A 19,380-nucleotide genomic window follows, 5' to 3' on the forward strand; every position below is an offset into this window, starting at 1 on the left:
TATAATTCATTCTTGGTGCTTCCGCCCGGCTGAGCCCTGACTAAACCCGGCTGAACCCGAATCAGGGCACGCCAAAGACACCCGCAACCAGGCTCCGCCAATCCACACCGCCAGACTCTGTTACAGCCAGCCCCGCAACGTAGCGGGCGGGGGAGTGTAGAAGAGCGCAGAATACGGGCTGCACTAGGCGCTACTCCACCAGGCCCGCGAAGCCCGACAGAGCCAGCACCTCCTCAACATCCTGCGGCACCGAACGCGCCACCAGCGGCGAATGTACCAGCACCGCCCGCCACTGACCGCGCGACACCGCCACATTCAAACGATTCGGCGACAGCACAAACCCCGCACCGCGCCCAGAATCAACCCGCGACGACGCCAACGACACCAACACCACCGCAGCCTCCTGACCCTGGAACTTATCCACCGTACCCACACGCACGCCAGCACCCGAAGAATCCGCCAAACCAGCAGCAATCAGCGCCTCACGCACACAATCAACCTGCGCGTTATACGCCGCCACCACAATGCAATCCTCCGCCGCCAACGGGCGCGGCTCAGCACCAGCCGCCGGAACCCACTCACGACCCAACAACTCGCGCACGCAATCCACCACCGCCTGCGCCTCCTGCACGGAACGCACCGAACAACCCGCATGCTCCACCGGATACGACACCACACCCGGCGCAACACCCTGCAGGGCGCGGCCAGCCGTCGCCGCTGCGCTCGCCAACGCGCCATCATACGACAGCCACGAAACTCGCTCGCACAACGCCGAATCCATGCGCCACGACTCACCCAAGAAATAGCCAAAACGAGGATCCAGCGCCGCCGCCCCGTCAGACAACCAGCCCAGTGCCGAAACATCCACCGGGTACGGGTGCACACCCGTCGACACCTGCGGCAACTGCTGCGGATCGCCCAACAGCAGCACCGAACGCGCCGCACGAGCCGCCGCCACCGTATTTGTCAGAGAGAACTGGCCCGCCTCATCAACCACCAGCACGTCCAGAGACCCGGCGGGCACGCGACGCTCACTCACGTAATCCCACACCGTGCCGCCAAAGAGCAGGCCGCCCTCACCGGAAATCAGCTCCGTCAGCTCGGAATCAGACACCTCGGCCCACGGGGCGTCCGGAGTCACCGACTTGCCGCGCAGACGCACCGCGCGGGAGGCATCAAAACCCTCGCGGGCGCAGCACGCCGACATGAGATTCTCAATCACCGCATGCGACTGAGCCACCACGCCCACCTTCGCGCCCTCAGCTACAAGGCGCGCAATCACGTGCGAGGCGAGGAAGGTCTTACCCGCACCCGGAGGGCCCTGAACCGCCACATAGGAGCGGTCGAGAGCGCGAACCGCCGCGTGCACGGCATCGACCGTGGGCAGGGCAGAGCCCGGAAAATCAACCTCACGGGGTAGATTTTCTGTATTTTTAGCGTTTGAGGCGCTCTTCTTGAGCCGCGGTGCGCGGCGGAACAGTAGGTCCGCGGAGGCGCTCTCCACCCCCGTCAGCGAAGCCGCCGCATCAAGCACGTTCGGCAGGGTGCGGGACGAGGAGGGAGCATTGGAGGGCTCGCTGGAAGCCCCGGAGCCCTCGCCGGGCACGGGGTCATTAGGCACGGGGTCGCTGGGCATGAGAGCGCCGTCGAACAGCAGCCCGTGCACATCGGCCTGCAGAGCCGCCTCAATCGTCGCCGTAGACACCGGATCGCCCGGACCAAGGCCCGAGGGCATGGCACCGTGCGGCTCATCCTTCACGCGGATGCGCTCCTGCAGAAGCACCTCCAGGAGCTCGCCGGCCGGCTCTTCGGAGCCTTCGGGCTCGGCACCGAAACCGCCCTGCGCCACCGCCAGCACACGCATGCCAAAGAAACCCGTCGCCGCCAACTCAGCGGGCACACGCTCACCCGGATTCGACGCACGGAAATAATTCAGCTGCGACTCCATACGGTCCAGCGCAATCTGCGGGCTCAACCCCGCCTCATACGCACAAAACACCGCACGGTCAGAGGGTGCAATCACCAGGCTCGGGTCGGCCTCAATTCGCGCGCGCAACAGGCGTACCTGCGCGCCGCGCACACGATACCAGCCGGGGGCGTCCGGCACCTCGGTGGGCTCCTTCATGGCGGCGGCGAACGCCTCCTCCTCGGCGGGGGTGCTCAGAAGAGCATGCGCATGCTCCGCCGAAAGCACCTGCACCCGATCAAGGTACGCGTAATCGCGGCTCGCCACCCATGCCGTCGGGCCGTCCTCCAGGCGGCGAATGTGCTCACGCCAGAACGGGGCACGCTCGCGGCGGTGATAGTTCGTCATGGATAGCAGCATCGCCGCCTCAAGCTCACCGGCACCCCAGCCGTGCTCCGCCGCGTGCTCTTCGAGGGAGGCGAGCTGGGCATCCAGCAGGCACTGCAGGCGGTACTGTTCGCTGTCGTTCTCCACCGCGGCGGGCACCTGGTACATGACCGGAGGCTCCTCAGCTTCGGGGTCTTCGGCGGTATCTTCGGTGACGAGCTCCGGGGCTTCGGTCGCAAGAGCCAGGGAAGCCGCCGCGTTCAGGCACGCCGGGCACTCGTCGCAGGTCAGAAAATGCGGGATGCGCTCGGCAAGTTCCGCCGGTTCCGTGCCCTCGTTCAGCGCCTGGGTGAGCAGCAGGAGGCGCTGCTCCTGCAGGCGAATCAGCGGCAGAATACGCGCCGAATCAACCCGGTGAGGTTGAGGAACGGGGGAGTGGTGCTCCGGGGTCGCCGATTCGGACTCTGCACCGTACTCCTCAGCGCCGTATCCCTCAGTGCCGTGCTCCAGGTGGAGGTCGAGGCGCACGGCATTCTTGGTGTTCTCGACGCTCTTGGCGACCCCGGCGGCCAGCAGGTGCGCCGCCAGGGCACCGCGCAGCAACGCCCGATGCGCCGCCTCACCCAGGTGCGGGGTGCAGATAATTCGTGCGGTATTGCCCTCGGCGGTGCTGTCCGCGGGTGCACCGTTCGTGACTGCGTACTCCAGGCGGTCGAGTTCCACCGTGTAGGTCAGCCCCGCCGCGGAGGTTGCCGCCAGGGGCACCGGGTGCGCCTTACCGCCCGCATGCTCACCGGTGACCACCCCACCCTCGGTCAGTACTCGCAGGCACTCGCGGTACGCTTCGCGGGCGCGCTCAAGCTCCGACTCAGCCGGGCGCGCAGTCTGCTTCTGTGCAAGTTCCCGAAGCTCGGTGTAGAGCCGCAGCTCGCAGGCTGAGGTTGCGGTCAGATCGGCGAGGGTGAAGGTAAGGTCCATGGTGGCTTTTCTGCTGGAGAAGAGGGAAATAGGACGGGCGTGAAACCCGCCGGGGGAGTGGGTGCGAATCCCGATTGGGAGGGCTTATTAGCACCCCGAGTCGGCCCCTCGCCCTGAGAGGTTGATTTTCAGGTTTCACGTGAAACACTGCGGAAAATCAACCTATACGGGATGATTTAGGGGGCTTTCGGGGCTATCCGGGCACGCACGCTAGGAGGCAGCACCCGTCGCGGGCGCCTCAGAAACCGGGGCACTCGCCCCTTCCGAAGCCGTCGCAGGCGCGGGGGTTAAAGCCGCCGCAGGGGCACCCGCAGAAGCATCGGCAGACGCACTCGGCGCGCTCGAACGGTCCGCAATCGCGGCGGCCGCAGCGTCCACGCGCTCCTTCGCCGCGGGCAGGGCCTCCGCCCCGCCCAGGTCGTTCAGAATAATCGCAAAGATCAGGAGCGTGCCGTCCGGGCGGGTCGCCACACCGCACAGCGAGGACACCGTATAGAGGGTGCCCGTCTTGGCGCGCACAAAGCCGCGCGCGTGCACCGAATTCGCCGCCGCAAAACGATCGGCCAGGGTTCCGCTATCGCCCGCGAGTGGGAAGGCCTGCATGAGCTGCTCGGCGCGCTCATCGGCGTTGAGCAGGGCCACGGTCTGCACCAGGGTTCGGGCGGTCACACGGTCCGTCAGGGACATGCCGCACACGTCGGCCTGCACCAGGTTTTCCACGGTCACGCCGGCATCCACGAGCGTCTGCCGTACCGTCTGCTGGGCGGCCTCGGCGCTACCCTCCCTGCCCGCGGCAATGGCGGCGTAGCGTCCCAGAACCTCGGCCAGGGCGTTATCGGATTCGAGCATCATGTGCTGCGCCTGCTCGAACAGGGTGGCCGACTCCACCGACCCCACCTCGGTCGCCCCGGTGGGCGCGGTCGCGTGCTCGGCCAGGGTGAAGCTCAGACCCGGCTCCTTGCCGGCGGTGTTGAGCGCATCCACGAACGCCTGCTGGGCGGCCACGGCGGCGTCCTCCGGGCGCACCGGGTTGCTTGCGGTCGACTTGCCCGGCACCGTGTGCGATTCGAGCGCAATCGGGTGGATAGGGGTAATCTGCCCGCTGGACACGTCGCCCTCCTCCCAGCCGGGGTTGACGCTCGGGCCGGTGAAGAGCGCGGTGTCCAGGTAGACGGGCATGGCGCTGGTCGGCTTATCGCCCGCGGCAACGGCCTTGACCGTCTGCTCGGCAAGGGTGGCCAGGCCGGCCCGCCCCACGACCTGCTTCGGGTCGGAGACTCCCGCACCCAGCAGGGAGTCGCCTCCGGCCACGAGGTACAGCGCATCGCCCTGGCGCACCGCGCGGGTGGTCAGGCGGCCCTGCAGGTTGGCGTGACGGCTCAGGGCGAAGAAGGTCAGAATCTTGAAGGTGGAGGCGGGCACGCGCGCGGCATCGGCATTGGCGGCGTAGAGGTCGCCCGGCGCGGTGGTCGCGCCCGTACCGGTGAGGCCGCCGTCCAGGCTGGTCACGAGGATGCTGTACTGCGGGTAGGTGCCGTCGGCGAATAGCTTGTCGAGGCTGGAACGCAGGCGCTCGGCATCCTCTGCGTTCAGTGCGGGTGCGAGGCTCGGGGTGGCGCTTGCGGAGGCGGTAGCCGGCTCGCTGGCGGTGCCGGATGCGCTTCCCGAGGGGCTTGTAGAACCCTCGGGACGCTTCTGCTCCACGGCCGCCGACCCGCAGGCGGTCAGCAGGAACATGCCGCCGAGGGTGAGGGCGGCGCGGCGGGTGAGGGTTCGGCCGGCGTGAGGGCGGCCGGGGGTCTGTGCGTGAGGATTGAAGGAGGGCATCCTTCGAGCATAGCGGCAGGGCGCGCCGGGTATCGAATTGGGGCGTTACCTACACCGCCCCGTTTTGCCCCCGTAATACGCGGTTTCGGCACGTGCGAACGGGTTACAATGGGTGAGTTCAACACCTAGCTTTCGCACCCGTGCGCCGATGTCGCCGCGAAAGTGACCTTAACTCACGAGAAAGAAGGTTCCGATGGAACTCGACGTCACTATTGAAATCCCCCGCGGCTCCCGCGTGAAGTACGAAGTGGACCACGAGACCGGCCGCCTGCGCCTGGACCGCGTGCTGTTCACCTCCATGCAGTACCCCACCGCTTACGGCTACTTCGAGAACACCCTGGGTGAGGACGGCGACCCGCTGGACGCAATGCTGATTCTGGACGTTGACGTGGTTCCCGGCGTGCTGGTTGAGGCTCGCCCCGTTGCAGTGTTCAACATGACCGACGAGGCTGGCGGCGACGCTAAGGTTCTGTGCGTTCCCACCGACAAGCGCTACGACCACATCAAGTCCCTGGCTGATGTTCCCGAGCAGCTGAAGGCTGAGATTCAGCACTTCTTCGAGCGTTATAAGGACCTGGAGCCCGGCAAGTGGGTTAAGGGCGAGGGCTGGGAAGACCTGGCTGCCGCCGAGAAGATGGTCCAGGAGGCTATCGACCGTTTCGCAGCTGAGGGTCACTAAGCTGCCGCGCCGTTAGGTGCACCCGGTTTTTAGAAGGGGGCGTGTTCCCTGCGTCTGGTTTGTGCGAGTTTTCGTGCGTGCTGGAGGCGGTGGGCACGCCCCTTTTTTGTTGCACCTTTTGCCTTTGTTGTGTCTTTCGCCGCATCTGCCTGCACGCCGGGCATAGTTGATTGCGCGAGGTGCAGATTCCGGGTATCTTCAAAGGGATTCACTCTTCTTCTACTCTCACATCTTTCACCGAGGATAGAAAATGAAGAAGAACCTTTCGACCCGCGGCGCAGCGGCACTGTTGGCGCTGGCTATGGGGTGCATGGGTCAGGGCGTAGCCCAGGCGGCATACATTCAGCCGAAATCTGCACAGCCTGTTGAAGAGCTGGAATTCGATGTTAATTGTTTTGACATGCACTTCTTTTACGGCAAGAACGTTATCACCAGTTTGCACTGGGCGGAGTGTACCGGCCTAATTACGAAGAAGCAGGTTGTTGGGCTGGGCACAACCCGTGAAGATAAGTTGCCGAACGGGGTCATGACCATTTCGCGCGGCCGCTTGCTGGAGTACCTGTACCATCTGGCTGGTTCACCCGAGGTGAAGAACCTGCCGGAGAAGTCCCCGTACACCGATCTGACCCCGGGCGATGCACGCTATAAGGTTGCTATTTGGGCGACCCGCGTGGGTTTGACCACCGGTTGGTCTGATGGTTCCTTCCATTACGACACTCCGGCAAGTCGCGGCGCCTACTTTACTTTCCTTTATCGTGCCGCGGGTAGCCCCAAGGTGACTTTGGAATCTCTGGATGCGGCGAATGCTGTGCGTGCTGAGAAGGGTGCTGCTCCCATTAGGGAGGGGAGCGAGTTGCATCGAGCAATGAGCTGGGTGTACCAGCATGCGCTGGCGAAGGGGGAAGATAGCAGGGCGTATGACACTAGGTTCGCCACTGACGGGTACACGCTGTGGGATTTCAATGAAACACCGGATTTCTATTACGCTTCGTACCGCACTATTTTCACCCCTCTCATGGTTCTTGATTACCATGAAGAGCTGGCACCGATTGTGGCTCGTCTGCAGTCGCTGTCCTAGCGGCAGGTGAGCGGAGGGCTTGCTGGGGGCGTGTTCCCCGTGTCTGGTTCGTGCGAGTTTTCGTGCGTGCTGGAGGCGGTGGGCACGCCCCCTTTACTGTGTTCCTTGGCTGTGTTTGGGGGGGTACCGGAAGGGCAGGTTTAACCGAACTATTCTTCGGAAAATAGCCTATGAGCACCTCCGGGAATGCTAATATGGGCATATTACGAAGAATACTTCGTATAACCTGAGGTTCTGTAGCGGTGAGGAGGGAACCCCTATGGCATTCGACGCAGCAGGGTTCGCGCAAGAATTCGGTGCGCAGGTTCGTGCCGTCCGCAAGTACGAAAAAATCACCCAAATGGAGTTGGCGTGGATGGTCGGGCTCAGCGATAAAACAATCCGCGATATTGAGCGTGGGCTACCCGGCCCGTCAATTGGCGCGGTCCTCAAGGTCGCCCAAGAGCTCGGCATCGAGCTGGCCATTACTAACCCCCTCACCTAACCCCTCCCGCACGCCTATATAAAGGAACCACCATGCAGAATGGACGCGCAGGACGCCTGCATCCGGCCGTCGGCACCGCCCGCCGACACCTCGCCGCCGCCCTCGAAAAGCTCCTCGGCGCCGGAAGCATCAAAGCCACCGGACGCTCCCGCACCAGCCGCACCGCACCCGAGCCGGACGCCGCCGACCTGCCCCTGCTCCTGGTCGCCTGCAGCGGCGGCCCGGATTCCCTCGCGCTGGCCGCCATCGCCGCGCACTTCGCCCGCCGCGGCGATGTGCGCGTGGGCGCCGTCATCGTCGATCACGGCCTGCAGGAAGACTCCACCACGGTCGCCGCGCAGACCGCGCAGACCCTCACCGACCTGGGGCTTCACCCCGTCATCACCGAAAAGGTACAGGTTCCCGTCGGCAACATGGGCCCCGAAATGGCGGCACGCACCGCCCGCTACGCCGCCTTCAAGAAGGTTGTTGAGGCGACCGGCGCCCGCGCCGTGCTCCTCGGCCACACCCTCGACGACCAGGCGGAAACCGTGCTGCTCGGCCTGAGCCGCGGCTCCGGCACGCGCTCCCTGGCGGGCATGCCGCCCGTGCGCGTCGAAGGGGGCGTCACCTACCTGCGGCCCTTCCTCGGCCTGCGCCGCGCCGACATGCTCGATATCTGCGAGGCCGAAACCCTCACCCCCTGGATTGACCCGACCAACACCGACGAAACCCTCATGCGCGCCCGCATCCGCCACAGCGTGCTGCCCTACCTGGAGGAGCACCTCGGTGGGGACGTGGCCCGCTCCCTGGCCCGTACCGCCGCGGTGGCCGGCCCCGACGCCGAATACCTCGACGAGCAGGCACATGCCGCCTACGAGCAGGCGCTCCTACCCGCCGGAACCGCCGTGCGCGGCATCGAGTGCGAGGACGCCGTGCTGCTGGACCGTGCGCAGGTGGCGGCGCTACACCCGGCGCTTCGATTGCGTGTGCTTGCGACCGCCTGCAAGACCGCCGGGGGAGAGAACCCCGGCTTCGAGCGACTGCAGGCGCTGGACTCTTTCACCGCCGAATACGCGATAGCTGGGCCCGTTCAGATGCCCGGCCACGTGAGCGCGTACCGCCGCCGCAAAATTGTGCATCCGGCAACCGGTGAACGCGTGGATGCGCTGGTCCTCGTGCCCACCCGCGGGTAGCCACCGCTCCGCTACCGGGGCTTCGGGGCCGGTCGCCGCAAACCTGCCGCCCGGCCCGCATATAGTGCCCCCACGTGCGGATTCGGATATTGCGCATGCCTCGAATCGGGCTCCCCGCGGGTGCGCGAGGGGCTGGTGAGGTGCGCCGAAGCACGTTTTTAAGTCATACTTAAAGCGAACACCATCCACATTGTCCGGTGCGGGGTGCCCGCCAGCGAGCGGTCTGTGCCCTCCCGGAGGCGCAGTAGCGTCCAAATATACGAAGGAATTATCGTGCAGGCTATCGACGTGAAGGACGATATCAAGAACGTACTCTTCACCAAGGAAGAGATCAATGCGAAGGTCGCCGAGCTGGCGGCTCGCATCGACGAAGACTACGCCGGCAAGGACGTGCTGCTCGTGGGCGTGCTGAAGGGCGCCATCATGGTGATGGCTGACCTCTCCCGCGCGCTGAAGGGCCACTACACCATGGACTGGATGGCTGTCTCCTCCTACGGTTCCGGCACCAAGTCCTCCGGCGTGGTTCGCATCCTGAAGGACCTGGACACCGACCTGGTCGGCCGCGACGTGCTGATCGTTGAGGACATCATCGACTCCGGCCTGACCCTGGCCTGGCTGCAGCAGAACCTGATTTCTCGCGGCGCCGCAACCGTTGAGATTTGCGCCCTGCTGCGCAAGCCCAAGGTCGTCAAGGCCGACGTCAACGTCAAGTACGTTGGCTGGGACATCGAGCCCGAGTTCGTGGTCGGTTACGGTCTGGACTTCGCTGAGAAGTACCGCAACCTGGACTGCATCGCAACCCTGCACCCGCACGTGTACTCCTAAACTTCATCGTCGGCACCCGAAACGCCGATACACGCCCCGCCTCCCGCCGTTTGTGCGGGGGCGGGGCGTTCCCGTACCCGCACGCGGGATGGCTGAGGGAGGGTTCCATCCTTTAGCCCGCAGGTGAAATAGAGAAGAAGGGTGCCTGGCTCCCGGCCGCGGTAGGGTACATTTAAGGTTGCATCGTTGGGTGTTCCGGCACGAAAATGCCGCAGCCCCGACGGGTTACAGCCGCAACGTAAGGACAAAGCATTGGCGCAAACCCCCAATACTCCGCAGAAGGGCACGGATAGCTTTCTGAAGAAGCTCATCAACGGCCCCTGGTTCTGGCCGGGCGCAATCGCCGTGGTCATGCTGGCGTTCTTCATGAGCTCCCTCTTCACCCAGACCTCGCGTCAGGTGGACACGAACGTGGGTATTCAGCTGCTCAACGACCACCAGGTCAAGAGCGCGAAGATTTACGACGGTGATCAGCGCGTGGAGCTGCAGCTCAAGGAGGACTACAAGAAGGGCAACGACAACTACGGTAAGTCGGTGAACTTCTACTACGTGCAGCCCCGCTCCGAGGACGTGGTCAAGGCCATGAACTCCGCCGAGCTGGAAAGCTACACGGACCAGCCGGTTGAGCACAGCTTCCTGAGCTCCCTGATTTCGCTCCTGCTGCCGATTCTGCTCTTTGGTGTGCTGTTCTGGTTCCTGATGGGACGCGTCGGCGGCGGCTCCTCCGTGATGAGCTTCTCCAAGTCCCGCGCGAAGAAGTTCACCAAGGACAAGCCGGATGTGCGCTTTAGCGATGTTGCCGGCGTGGACGAGGCGCTCGCCGAACTGGAAGAGGTCCGCGAGTTCCTGGCTGAACCCGAGAAGTTCACCCGCCTGGGTGCAAAGATTCCCAAGGGCGTGCTGCTGTACGGCCCTCCCGGCACCGGTAAGACCCTGCTCGCCAAGGCTGTGGCGGGCGAGGCCGGCGTGCCCTTCTACTCGATTTCCGGCTCCGACTTCGTTGAAATGTTCGTGGGCGTGGGTGCCTCCCGCGTGCGCGACCTGTTCAAGGAAGCAAAGAGCGACCCCGCCGCCATCGTCTTCGTCGACGAGATTGACGCCGTTGGCCGCCGCCGCGGCGTCGGCATGGGTGGCGGTAACGACGAGCGCGAGCAGACCCTGAACCAGCTGTTGGTTGAGATGGACGGCTTCGACGGCAACTCGAACGTCATCGTCATTGCGGCAACGAACCGCCCCGACGTTCTGGACCCGGCGCTGCTGCGTCCCGGTCGTTTCGACCGCCAGATTGGTGTGGACGCCCCCGACATGAAGGGCCGCGAGCAGATTCTGCGCGTGCACGCCGCGGGCAAGCCCATTGCCAACACCGTGGACCTGGCGCAGGTTGCGAAGCGCACCCCCGGCTTCACCGGTGCCGACCTGGCGAACGTCATGAACGAGGCGGCCCTGCTGACCGCCCGCGATAACGGCAACGTGATTGACGACCGCGCCATCGACGAGGCTATCGACCGTGTGATGGCCGGCCCGCAGCGTTCCTCGCGCATCATGAACGAGCACGATCGCAAGGTCACCGCCTACCACGAGGGCGGCCACGCCCTGGTCGCGGCGGCGCTGCGCAACTCCGCCCCCGTCACCAAGATTACGATTCTTCCGCGCGGCCGCGCCCTGGGTTACACCATGGTCATGCCGCAGGACGACAAGTACTCCACGACCCGCCACGAGCTGCTCGACCAGATGGCCTACGCGATGGGTGGCCGTGCGGCTGAGGAGATCGTCTTCCACGACCCCTCGACCGGCGCGTCCAACGATATTCAGAAGGCAACCGACACCGCCCGCAAGATGGTCACCGATTACGGCATGAGCTCCGTGATTGGTTCCGTGAAGCTTGGCGGCGAGGACACCGAGCCGTTCCTCGGTGGCGGTGGCGCTTCGGCCCGCAACTACTCGGATGAGACTGCGGCCAAGGTGGACGCTGAGATTCGTGCCCTGCTGGAGCAGGCCCACGACGAGGCGTTCGCGATTCTGCTGGAGAACCGCGACGTGCTGGACCGCCTGGCCTTCGCCCTGCTCGAGAAGGAAACCCTGCTCGAGCACGAGATTGCCGAGATCTTCAAGGACGTTCGCAAGCGCCCCGAGCGCGAGTACTGGTACTCCAAGCCGACCCGCGAGCGCACCGACATTCCGCCGGTGAAGGCTCCGAGCGAGCTGGCTCATGAGGCGCAGAAGGCCGAAGCCCCTGCTGCTCCCGCAACCCCGGCTGCCCCCGCGGCACCTGCCCCGCAGGCACCGACTCAGCCCGTTCAGCAGGCGCCCCAGGCCCCGGTAGCACCGGCGGCCGACCCGGACGCCGATCCGACCGTCGCAATGCCGCCGCAGCAGTACCCGAACTACCCCGTGCCTCCGGTACAACGCCCGGAGAATGGCACCCCGAACCAGAATGGAGCAGAGAATGAGCGAGGCTAAGACCGCCGTCGACCAGCCGCGTATTGAGGCGGCTGTGCGCGAGATTCTGCTCGCAATCGGTGAGGATCCTGACCGCGACGGCCTGCAGCAGACCCCGGCCCGCGTGGCGCGTGCCTACGCGGAGTTCTTCTCGGGCCTGCACCAGGACGCCGGCGAGATTCTGGGTACGACCTTCGATATCGCCCACTCCGAGATGGTGCTCGTGAAGGACATCCCGTTCTACTCGACCTGTGAGCACCACCTGGTGCCCTTCCACGGCGTGGCGCACGTGGGTTACATCCCGGGCCCGGACGGCAAGGTCACCGGCCTGAGCAAGCTCGCCCGCGTGGTGGAGATGTACGCCCGCCGCCCGCAGGTGCAGGAGCGTCTGACCACCCAGGTGGTGGAGGCTCTGGAGGAGCACCTGAACCCGCGCGGCGCCATAGTGGTGATTGAGGCCGAGCACATGTGCATGTCGATGCGCGGCGTGCGCAAGCCGGGCGCGAAGACCGTGACTAGCGCGGTACGCGGCGCGCTCATGAACACCGCAACCCGTGCGGAGGCGATGAGCCTGATCTTCTCGCAGCGCTAAGCAGGTGGGATGAGCATATAGCTATATGACAGGGGGCAGGATTCTAAGGAATCCTGCCCCCTGCGTTGTGTGGTCGTATTTGTTGGGCTGTATGACGAGAGCCCTTGCGTGAAGAGCACTTGAGAATGTAAAGTTGTTACCACTAGAACCGGCACCACTCCTTCGGGAGTACAGGACCGGTCTTCTTTTTTATCTTCAGTAGATTCGGATCTTGTTACGGTGCGGGAAGTTAAAGAATTTAAAAGCTACGGTGAGCAACTAGCCATACTCGAAGGGCGAGGGATGGCAATAGAAAATCGTGAAGAAGCGATTGAATCCCTCGCCAAGGTTAATTACTACCGTCTTAGCGGATATTGGCATGCCCTGCGCCAGACTGAGCGTGATGCCTCTGGAGAGACTACCCCGGTTGACCAGTTTAGAGATGGGGTACGTTTTAACGACGTCGTAGCTCTTTATGAATATGACCGGCGTTTGCGCTCTATTGCACTTCCTCATTTATCTCAGCTTGAAGTGTATCTACGAGCTCGGCTGGGGTATTTACTGGGAGAGATTGACCCGCTAATTCATGAGAAGGAAAATCTACTAGATGTAGCTCCTGCAAGGAGAGAAATTTGGAATAAGTTTGTTCAGATTTGTGGTGACTCTCTTCAGCGTTCTAAGGAAGATTTTGCTGTACATCACATAGAACAATACGACGGTAAAGTCCCCGTGTGGGTACTGGTAGAGGTTCTAGATCTGGGAGCCTTGCAGACTCTATACATGCTTTCCCCGAGAAGAGTTCGTCGTCAGATAGCACAGGATATGAACTGTACCGATCCGCAGCTTGGAAGCTGGATACGTTCGTTGAGAGGGATTCGGAATATCTGTGCTCATCAGGCGCGGCTGTATAACAGGGTGCACTCCAAAGTTCTTCTACCTAGGGCAACATCGGGTAGAAGGGTCGAGAGCCCTGAAATCCGTGAGGTTATTGACCTATTCGGTGTTCCCCAGCCCGAAGAGAACCATAAAATGCGTAAGACCTTTGGCATGCTCACCCTCCTCAAGTATCTGATGGACCAGGGTGGAATCGGGGACACGAAATCTCTAACGCAGATTCTGAAAGAACGTCCTAATATTTCCGTTCCTGGAGTTGATATCTCCCGGGCAATGGGTATACCGCAAGGTTGGGAAGAAACCCATTTGTGGAGCTAAATTATTCATCGCCTACAGGCACACTAAAAGGGGCGGAGGTTTTCACCTCCGCCCCTTTTGTCGTGCGGTTGTGGCCCTCGGGGCCGCCGATGCTTAGCGCCGTTCCGGGCCTTTAGAAGGCTCGAAGAGCCTTAGCCCTCGTTCTTGTTGTCCCAGCCCAGTGCGAGGGTCACGATCAGGCCCAGGGCGATGAAGCCGCAGCCGGTTGCGGAACCGAAAGCAATCCAGCGGACCGCGGGAGCGTTCTCGGCCAGAACAATAACGAACAGCGAAGCAATCGCGATCAGGGACAAAATCCACGCGCCGGTCTTCAAATTCACGATGAGTCACTTCCTAGAGTATGTATGTGTATGAGGTGCCCAACCCACACCGCTGTGACGCGGGCAGAGCATACCCTCCCAGGATACCCCCAAATCGGTATGCCATATGCAAATATGGCGCGCTGTGTCATTCGGCAGATTCGGTAGGATTAAAACCATGACCGAAGACACCGCCCCTCACCCCGCTGCCGCACCCCTGCCCTGCGACGCGCTCGCCGCCGAACGCACCCTCGTGATGGGCATCCTCAACGTCACCCCCGACTCCTTCAGCGACGGCGGACAGCACTACGCCGCCACCGACGCCATCGCCCGCGCCGCCCGCATGATCGCCGAGGGCGCCTCCATTATCGACATTGGCGGCGAATCCACCGGCCCCGGTGCCGTGCGCATCAGCGTGGAGGAGGAGCAGCGCCGCATCCTGCCCGTCATCGAGGCAGTCGCGCAGATGGGCACCACCATCAGCGTTGACACCATGAACCCGCAGACCGCCCGCGCCGCCATCGCCGCCGGTGCGCACATCATCAACGATGTGTCCGGTCTGAACGTCAGCGATGAAATGATCGAAACCGCCGCTGAACTGCAGGTGCCGTACATCCTCATGCACGCCCGCGGCACCTCCCAGACCATGGACAGCCTGGCGGAGTACCCGCGCGGCGTGGTCACCGAGGTTGTGGAGGAGCTGACCGGCCTGCGTGAGCGTTTCCTCGCCGCCGGTGTGCTGCCGCAGAACCTGATTCTTGACCCGGGCCTGGGCTTCGCGAAGGGCGGCATGCAGGATTGGGAGCTGCTCGCCGCCATTGACGAGCTACAGGGCCTGGGCCACCGCCTGCTCATTGCTGGTTCCCGCAAGCGTTTTATCGCCAACGTCCTGACCGCGGCGGATATGGCGCTGGCCGACCGCCTGAACGCGAGCGGCTTCACCGCAACCGATGCGGGTGAGGCTGAACGCGAACTGTGGCAGCCGCTGTCGGAACCGCGCCCGGCTCAGCATCGTGCGGCAGCCTCTGCGGCGGTGACCGCCCTGGTGGCGGCACGCGGCGTGTGGGCGGTGCGCGTGCATGATGTGCCTGCCAGCGTGGATGCGGTGACGGTCGCCTCCGCGTTGCGCTCCGTAAGCTAAGGCTCTGTCAGCTAGAACCACCAACCCCGCCCACAACCTTCGACTACCCGAATACCCTCTAGGAGACACCCAATGACCCAGGCAGATTACGCCCGCCACGACCGCATCACCCTCACCGGCATTACCGCCAAGGGCTACCACGGCGTGCTCGACTTTGAGAAGCGCGACGGCCAGCCCTTCGTCGTGGATGCAACCCTGTACAGCGATTTTTCCGCCGCAGCTGCTACGGATGACCTGACGAAGACCACGAACTACGCGCTCGTGGTTGACCTGATTCACCGCCACGTGACGAACGGTTCGCTGGACCTGATTGAGACCCTCGCGGTGAACATTGCCGAGGGTATTCTCGCGATGTTTGAGCTTGTGGAGGCGGTGGAGATTACCGTGTCGAAGCCGCAGGCGCCGATTGAGTTGCCGTTCGGTAACGTTGCGGTGAGTGTGTTCCGCGAACGTGCCGCGGAGCGTGTCGTGGAGGGCGGCCGCTAGTGGCGGGCACCCAGAAAACTGATACGCAGAAGCCCAACACCCTGAAACACCGCGCGGTGTTGGCTTTGGGCTCGAACCTGGGCGAAAGCGAAGACACCCTGGAGCGTGCCGTCGCCGACCTGGTGGCGGGCGGCGTGCAGCTGGTGCGCGCCTCCGGGCTGTACCGTACCGCCCCGGTGGGTGGCCCGGCGGGTCAGCCGGATTTCGTGAACGCGGTCATTGAGGTGACCACTGACCTGGGCGCCTACGAACTGCTGAAGCTGTGTAACGCGGTGGAGGCGGCGCATCACCGTGAGCGCCTGGTGCGTTGGGGTCCGCGCACCCTCGATATTGACGTGATTGACTATGACGGCGTGATCTCTGAGGATCCGGTGCTGACTCTGCCGCATCCGCGGGCGCAGGAGCGTGCTTTTGTGCTGGTGCCGTGGGCGCAGATGGACCCGCAGGCGTACCTGACGGTGACCCGGCGTGCGGAGCCTTCGGGGGAGCGGCCGGATGAGGTTCCTGCGCCGCTGAGCCGCGAGGTCGTGAACGTTGCGGAGCTGTCCCGCACGCTGCTTGGGGCGGATGAAGACTCTATTAGCTATATGCGTGAGATGCAGGTACCTGATCAGCCTTAAATGTGGCACTCTGGAAGGTAGAGGAACCTACCGAAAGGAAACACCATGAAGCCCCTGAGTTATCGGGCGATTATTGTGGCGGCTGTGTGCGGTGCCGCTGCCGCTCTTATGGTGAATTCCGTGATGATTGGCGCCGGTTTTGGTGAGCTGAATTTTTCGTGGATGCTCGGCGCGGTGTGCCTGCTGGTTGCGGCGGGCGCCGTGTGGCTGGGTGTGCAGGTGGCTCGTTATCGTCGTATTCAGACGCGTGAGAAGGTACCCCATATGGGTCCGATTCTTGCGGCGCGTGCGGTGGCGTATGCGCAAGGTTCCATCATGACCGGTGCCCTGTTGACGGGCTGGTGCGCTGCGATTCTTGGCTACCATGTGGCGATGGTGTCTGTGCGCGGTTTTTCGGTGGTCTTTTGGGAGGTTCTTGTTAATTGTGTGGGCAGTGTTGCCCTGCTGATTGCTGGCCTGTGGGCTCAGCATTGTTGTCGTATTCCGCCGGAGGATGATGAGGATGCGGCCTCCTCTTCCGGTGCTGTAAAGCCGCGAGAGGGAGGAACCTATGTCGGCTCCTAACCAGAATAGTTATTCGCCGAATGGCCAGTATGGGCAGGACGCCCAGAACGCCCAGAATGCTCAATACGGTCAGTATGGGCAGAACCAGTATGGGCAGTACCAGCAGGCGGCTTACGGTCAGCCTGGTGCCCCGTATGGACAGCAGGTCCAGTATGACCAGCAGACCCAGAATGACCAGCAAACGCAGTACGGTCAGCAGGTTCCGCCCGCTGCCGCGTACCCGAACGCGCCTCAGCAAGTACCTTCTCAGCCTGCGCCGGAGCCGCAGTGGGTGCCCGCCGCTTCCCGCTACCTGACGGTTCGTTATATTCACACTCTTTCTGCCCTGGCGCTCCCGATTCTTGCGGGCGTTGCCTTGTATTGTGCGGGCGCGTTCTTCGGCGGCCCGGAGGTGCTACGCATCGTCGGTCTGGCTGTGATTGCAGTGTTTGGCCTGTGGGGTCTGTGGTGGATCCTGACCACTCCGCGCCGTACTCGCGCGCTCGGCTACGCCCTGGAGTCGAACCACCTGATGGCTCGCCGAGGTATCGTGTTCCGTTCGATGAGCTCCATGCCGTACGGCCGCATCCAGTATGTTGACGTGGATTCGGGCCCGCTGGAGCGCATGTGCGGTGTTGCCCGCCTGACGGTGCGCACCGCGGGTACGACCACCGGCACGATGGTACTGTTCGGTATTCCGCTGAACGTGGCGGAGGAGCTGCGCGCGGATCTGGTACGCCGCGCCGATGAGCGAATGGCGGCACTCTAATGAGTACCCCGTTTCCGGTCAACCCCGCGCCGCAGCCTCCTGCGTCTCAGGTACCGCAGGCGCAGAAGTGGTGGCGTGCCGATATCCGCACGTTCATCATGAACCTCTGGTTCATTATTCTGCTGGCGTTTGGCTTCTTCCAGAGCATCATCCTGAATATTCTGACGACCCCGCCGAATGAGTGGGGTGCGCGCCTGACGCAGGCATTCGACGAGAACAGCAGCTATTTCAGTGCGACGTACTCGCAGCTCATCGGCTTCGGTGTGCTCATGCTGATTCTGGTTGGCGGCTCGATTGATTGGTGGTTTACCCGCTACAGCCTGGACGATTTGGCGATTCACCGCCGTAGCGGTTTTCTGTTCAAGAAGAACCGCACGATCCGCCTGGAGAGCGTGCAGAGCGTGGACATTTCGCGTCCTCTGGTGGCGCGCCTGCTGGGCCTATCGGAGCTTCGTTTTGAGGTGGCTGACGGCTCTTCGGAGGCGCTGCACATCAAGTACGTTTCAGCCCGCAAGGCGGAGGTGCTGCGCCGCACCGCGATGGCGAGTATTAACCTGCTACGTTCGGAGGCGGCTGGCCGCCCCGTGGACGTGCTGCCCGGCAGCATGCAGATTTCGGCGGAGCGCATGCCGGCTGCCGATCAGCTGCATCAGCCGTTCGAGGCGTCCTACGAAGCCTCTTATGGCGCACCCGTGCAGGGCGGTACCCAGCCCGCTAATCAGCAGGTAGAACCTCAGCAGGGCGGTTACTTGCAGCCCACACCCCAGCAGCCCGGTACTCAGTACCCCGGCGCATCCCGCCGCGGCGCTCGCATGCCGATGCCGGTCGCGGCTGACCCCTCGCAGCCGCCGATTTTCCGCATCTCGAATGTGCGTCTGATTGCCTCCATCATGCTGGAGCACCTGGTGTGGCTGGTGCCCGTCGTGTGCCTCATGCTGGGTGCAGCCGTCTTGGCTGCGGTGGTGAGCGGTGAGAACCCGTTCTTCATTTTCATGGCGTTGCTACCCGGCACCTTCGTACCGCTGCTCGGTTACTTGGGTACGTTGTGGGCACGTTTTGACGGTGCCGCGAATTTCAAAATCACCCCGAGCGGTCAGGGCGGTGTGACCCTGCGGTACGGTTTCACCGGTACGCACACCCAGAACGTGATGGTTGAGCGTATTCAGGCGCTGGCGGTGGAGCAGTCCATTCTGTGGCGTGTGTTCGGCTGGTACCGCATCAAGATGACCATTGCCGGTATCGGTGTTGAGCAGAACGACAACCAGAAGCTGGTGACCCGCAATGTTGCCCTGCCGGTTGGTAATAGGCAGGAGACGCTAATGGTGCTGCGTCTGCTGCTGCCCGCCCTGGATGAGGTGCAGGCGCAGGTGCTGCTGGATACCGCCAACGGTTCGCTGAAGCGTCAGCAGCCGCAGGTTCCGGCAATGATTGTGACGCCCTCTTCGGCGCGCTGGATGGACCTGCTTACCTGGAAGCGTAACGGCGTGACCACGGTCGGTTACACTGCCGGTGCGGTGCAGGCGACCACCCGCATTGATTCTGATGCGGCGCGTTCGAGCGTTGGCGAGCATACGCGGGGTGACCTGCTGCTGATTCGTGGCGGCTACTTCATCCGTACGCTGTCGATTGTTCCGGTCAGCCGTGTGCTGAGCGTGAGCCGAGGTCAGGGTCCGCTGCAGCGTGCCTTCGGATGCGCGAGCGTGCATTTCGGTACGGTACCTGGCCCGGTGCGCACGCTCATGATGCACTTGCCGCCGCGTGTCTGCGAGGATTTGGTGTGGTTGATGACGGTTCGGTTGGAGGGTATTGAGCCCTACTACCACGTACCGGTGATGAGTGGGCGTCCCTAAGCCAGCCCGTTAGCCGAGCTTCCCCGCCGGGTTAGCGGGCAGCAAAACTACGGAACGCGCCCTGCCGTCAGTGTTCTTCGTGACACCGGCGGCAGGGTCGGCGTGAAAGGG

Annotated in this window: 17 protein-coding genes; 14 read left to right on the forward strand and 3 right to left on the reverse strand. The window is 63.4% G+C overall.

Going from position 1 to position 19,380, the window contains the following annotated elements; translation table 11 throughout:
* Window positions 1-190 precede the first annotated feature (190 nt).
* Window positions 191-3,271, reverse strand: a complete 3,081-nt coding sequence (locus AC3E6W_RS00765; RefSeq protein ID WP_490652093.1) for a DEAD/DEAH box helicase — start codon at window positions 3,269-3,271, stop codon at window positions 191-193.
* A gap of 210 nt (window positions 3,272-3,481) precedes the next feature.
* Window positions 3,482-5,098 carry a D-alanyl-D-alanine carboxypeptidase/D-alanyl-D-alanine endopeptidase gene (gene dacB / locus AC3E6W_RS00770; protein WP_490652094.1) on the reverse strand — a complete coding sequence of 539 codons (1,617 nt, stop codon included), beginning with the start codon at window positions 5,096-5,098 and terminating at the stop codon, window positions 3,482-3,484.
* Window positions 5,099-5,291: 193 nt separating this feature from the next.
* Here dacB and ppa point away from each other — a divergent pair, with 193 nt between their 5' ends.
* From ppa to AC3E6W_RS00810, 8 genes are all read left to right on the forward strand, one after another.
* Window positions 5,292-5,777 (forward strand): inorganic diphosphatase, encoded by a 486-nt coding sequence (ppa, locus tag AC3E6W_RS00775; protein WP_049344276.1) that lies wholly within the window; start codon window positions 5,292-5,294, stop codon window positions 5,775-5,777.
* A 250-nt stretch (window positions 5,778-6,027) separates the two neighbouring features.
* Window positions 6,028-6,855, forward strand: coding sequence for an S-layer homology domain-containing protein (locus tag AC3E6W_RS00780; protein ID WP_294646921.1), 828 nt, complete (start codon window positions 6,028-6,030; stop codon window positions 6,853-6,855).
* 259 nt (window positions 6,856-7,114) lie between these two features.
* The gene (locus AC3E6W_RS00785) at window positions 7,115-7,339 is read left to right on the forward strand and encodes a helix-turn-helix domain-containing protein (protein WP_070648605.1); all 225 of its coding nucleotides are present in this window, start codon (window positions 7,115-7,117) and stop codon (window positions 7,337-7,339) included.
* A 32-nt stretch (window positions 7,340-7,371) separates the two neighbouring features.
* Complete coding sequence (gene tilS, locus AC3E6W_RS00790; RefSeq protein WP_490652095.1) at window positions 7,372-8,514, forward strand: tRNA lysidine(34) synthetase TilS; 1,143 nt, start codon at window positions 7,372-7,374, stop codon at window positions 8,512-8,514.
* A gap of 273 nt (window positions 8,515-8,787) precedes the next feature.
* Window positions 8,788-9,339, forward strand: a complete 552-nt coding sequence (gene hpt, locus AC3E6W_RS00795) for a hypoxanthine phosphoribosyltransferase (RefSeq protein ID WP_049333480.1) — start codon at window positions 8,788-8,790, stop codon at window positions 9,337-9,339.
* A 252-nt stretch (window positions 9,340-9,591) separates the two neighbouring features.
* A complete protein-coding gene (ftsH, locus tag AC3E6W_RS00800; protein WP_490652096.1) occupies window positions 9,592-11,799 on the forward strand; it encodes an ATP-dependent zinc metalloprotease FtsH in 2,208 nt (735 codons plus the stop codon).
* Window positions 11,786-12,370, forward strand: a complete 585-nt coding sequence (gene folE, locus AC3E6W_RS00805) for a GTP cyclohydrolase I FolE (protein ID WP_049333477.1) — start codon at window positions 11,786-11,788, stop codon at window positions 12,368-12,370. The genes ftsH and folE overlap by 14 nt, the downstream gene beginning before the upstream one ends.
* A gap of 282 nt (window positions 12,371-12,652) precedes the next feature.
* Entirely contained in the window at window positions 12,653-13,561 is a 909-nt protein-coding gene (locus tag AC3E6W_RS00810) for an Abi family protein (RefSeq protein WP_490652097.1), read from the forward strand.
* A gap of 131 nt (window positions 13,562-13,692) precedes the next feature.
* Here AC3E6W_RS00810 and AC3E6W_RS00815 read toward each other — a convergent pair whose 3' ends face one another.
* Window positions 13,693-13,881, reverse strand: a complete 189-nt coding sequence (locus AC3E6W_RS00815) for a hypothetical protein (protein WP_049333476.1) — start codon at window positions 13,879-13,881, stop codon at window positions 13,693-13,695.
* Between the two features lie 157 nt (window positions 13,882-14,038).
* Here AC3E6W_RS00815 and folP point away from each other — a divergent pair, with 157 nt between their 5' ends.
* From folP to AC3E6W_RS00845, 6 genes are all read left to right on the forward strand, one after another.
* The gene (gene folP, locus AC3E6W_RS00820; protein WP_490652098.1) at window positions 14,039-15,001 is read left to right on the forward strand and encodes a dihydropteroate synthase; all 963 of its coding nucleotides are present in this window, start codon (window positions 14,039-14,041) and stop codon (window positions 14,999-15,001) included.
* Between the two features lie 72 nt (window positions 15,002-15,073).
* Window positions 15,074-15,487, forward strand: a complete 414-nt coding sequence (folB, locus tag AC3E6W_RS00825) for a dihydroneopterin aldolase (RefSeq protein WP_070507308.1) — start codon at window positions 15,074-15,076, stop codon at window positions 15,485-15,487.
* Window positions 15,487-16,107, forward strand: a complete 621-nt coding sequence (folK, locus tag AC3E6W_RS00830; RefSeq protein ID WP_490652099.1) for a 2-amino-4-hydroxy-6-hydroxymethyldihydropteridine diphosphokinase — start codon at window positions 15,487-15,489, stop codon at window positions 16,105-16,107. The genes folB and folK overlap by 1 nt, the downstream gene beginning before the upstream one ends.
* A gap of 45 nt (window positions 16,108-16,152) precedes the next feature.
* Window positions 16,153-16,671: a DUF3180 domain-containing protein gene (locus AC3E6W_RS00835; protein WP_005507616.1), complete on the forward strand. Its 519-nt coding sequence runs from the start codon at window positions 16,153-16,155 to the stop codon at window positions 16,669-16,671.
* Window positions 16,658-17,419, forward strand: coding sequence for a PH domain-containing protein (locus AC3E6W_RS00840; protein WP_314362136.1), 762 nt, complete (start codon window positions 16,658-16,660; stop codon window positions 17,417-17,419). The genes AC3E6W_RS00835 and AC3E6W_RS00840 overlap by 14 nt, the downstream gene beginning before the upstream one ends.
* Window positions 17,419-19,269, forward strand: a complete 1,851-nt coding sequence (locus AC3E6W_RS00845; protein ID WP_490652100.1) for a PH domain-containing protein — start codon at window positions 17,419-17,421, stop codon at window positions 19,267-19,269. The genes AC3E6W_RS00840 and AC3E6W_RS00845 overlap by 1 nt, the downstream gene beginning before the upstream one ends.
* The last annotated feature ends 111 nt before the right edge of the window (window positions 19,270-19,380 follow it).

It is taken from the genome of Rothia sp. SCPM-O-B-18226 (M350), from assembly GCF_058213595.1.

Bases quoted from the DNA above. Each gene is read 5' to 3' on its own strand.
- AC3E6W_RS00765 (WP_490652093.1), bottom strand. From the start codon at position 3,271: ATGGACCTTACCTTCACCCTCGCCGATCTGACCGCAACCTCAGCCTGC.
- dacB (WP_490652094.1), bottom strand. From the start codon at position 5,098: ATGCCCTCCTTCAATCCTCACGCACAGACCCCCGGCCGCCCTCACGCC.
- ppa (WP_049344276.1), top strand. From the start codon at position 5,292: ATGGAACTCGACGTCACTATTGAAATCCCCCGCGGCTCCCGCGTGAAG.
- AC3E6W_RS00780 (WP_294646921.1), top strand. From the start codon at position 6,028: ATGAAGAAGAACCTTTCGACCCGCGGCGCAGCGGCACTGTTGGCGCTG.
- AC3E6W_RS00785 (WP_070648605.1), top strand. From the start codon at position 7,115: ATGGCATTCGACGCAGCAGGGTTCGCGCAAGAATTCGGTGCGCAGGTT.
- tilS (WP_490652095.1), top strand. From the start codon at position 7,372: ATGCAGAATGGACGCGCAGGACGCCTGCATCCGGCCGTCGGCACCGCC.
- folE (WP_049333477.1), top strand. From the start codon at position 11,786: ATGAGCGAGGCTAAGACCGCCGTCGACCAGCCGCGTATTGAGGCGGCT.
- AC3E6W_RS00810 (WP_490652097.1), top strand. From the start codon at position 12,653: ATGGCAATAGAAAATCGTGAAGAAGCGATTGAATCCCTCGCCAAGGTT.
- folP (WP_490652098.1), top strand. From the start codon at position 14,039: ATGACCGAAGACACCGCCCCTCACCCCGCTGCCGCACCCCTGCCCTGC.
- folB (WP_070507308.1), top strand. From the start codon at position 15,074: ATGACCCAGGCAGATTACGCCCGCCACGACCGCATCACCCTCACCGGC.
- AC3E6W_RS00835 (WP_005507616.1), top strand. From the start codon at position 16,153: ATGAAGCCCCTGAGTTATCGGGCGATTATTGTGGCGGCTGTGTGCGGT.
- AC3E6W_RS00840 (WP_314362136.1), top strand. From the start codon at position 16,658: ATGTCGGCTCCTAACCAGAATAGTTATTCGCCGAATGGCCAGTATGGG.
- AC3E6W_RS00845 (WP_490652100.1), top strand. From the start codon at position 17,419: ATGAGTACCCCGTTTCCGGTCAACCCCGCGCCGCAGCCTCCTGCGTCT.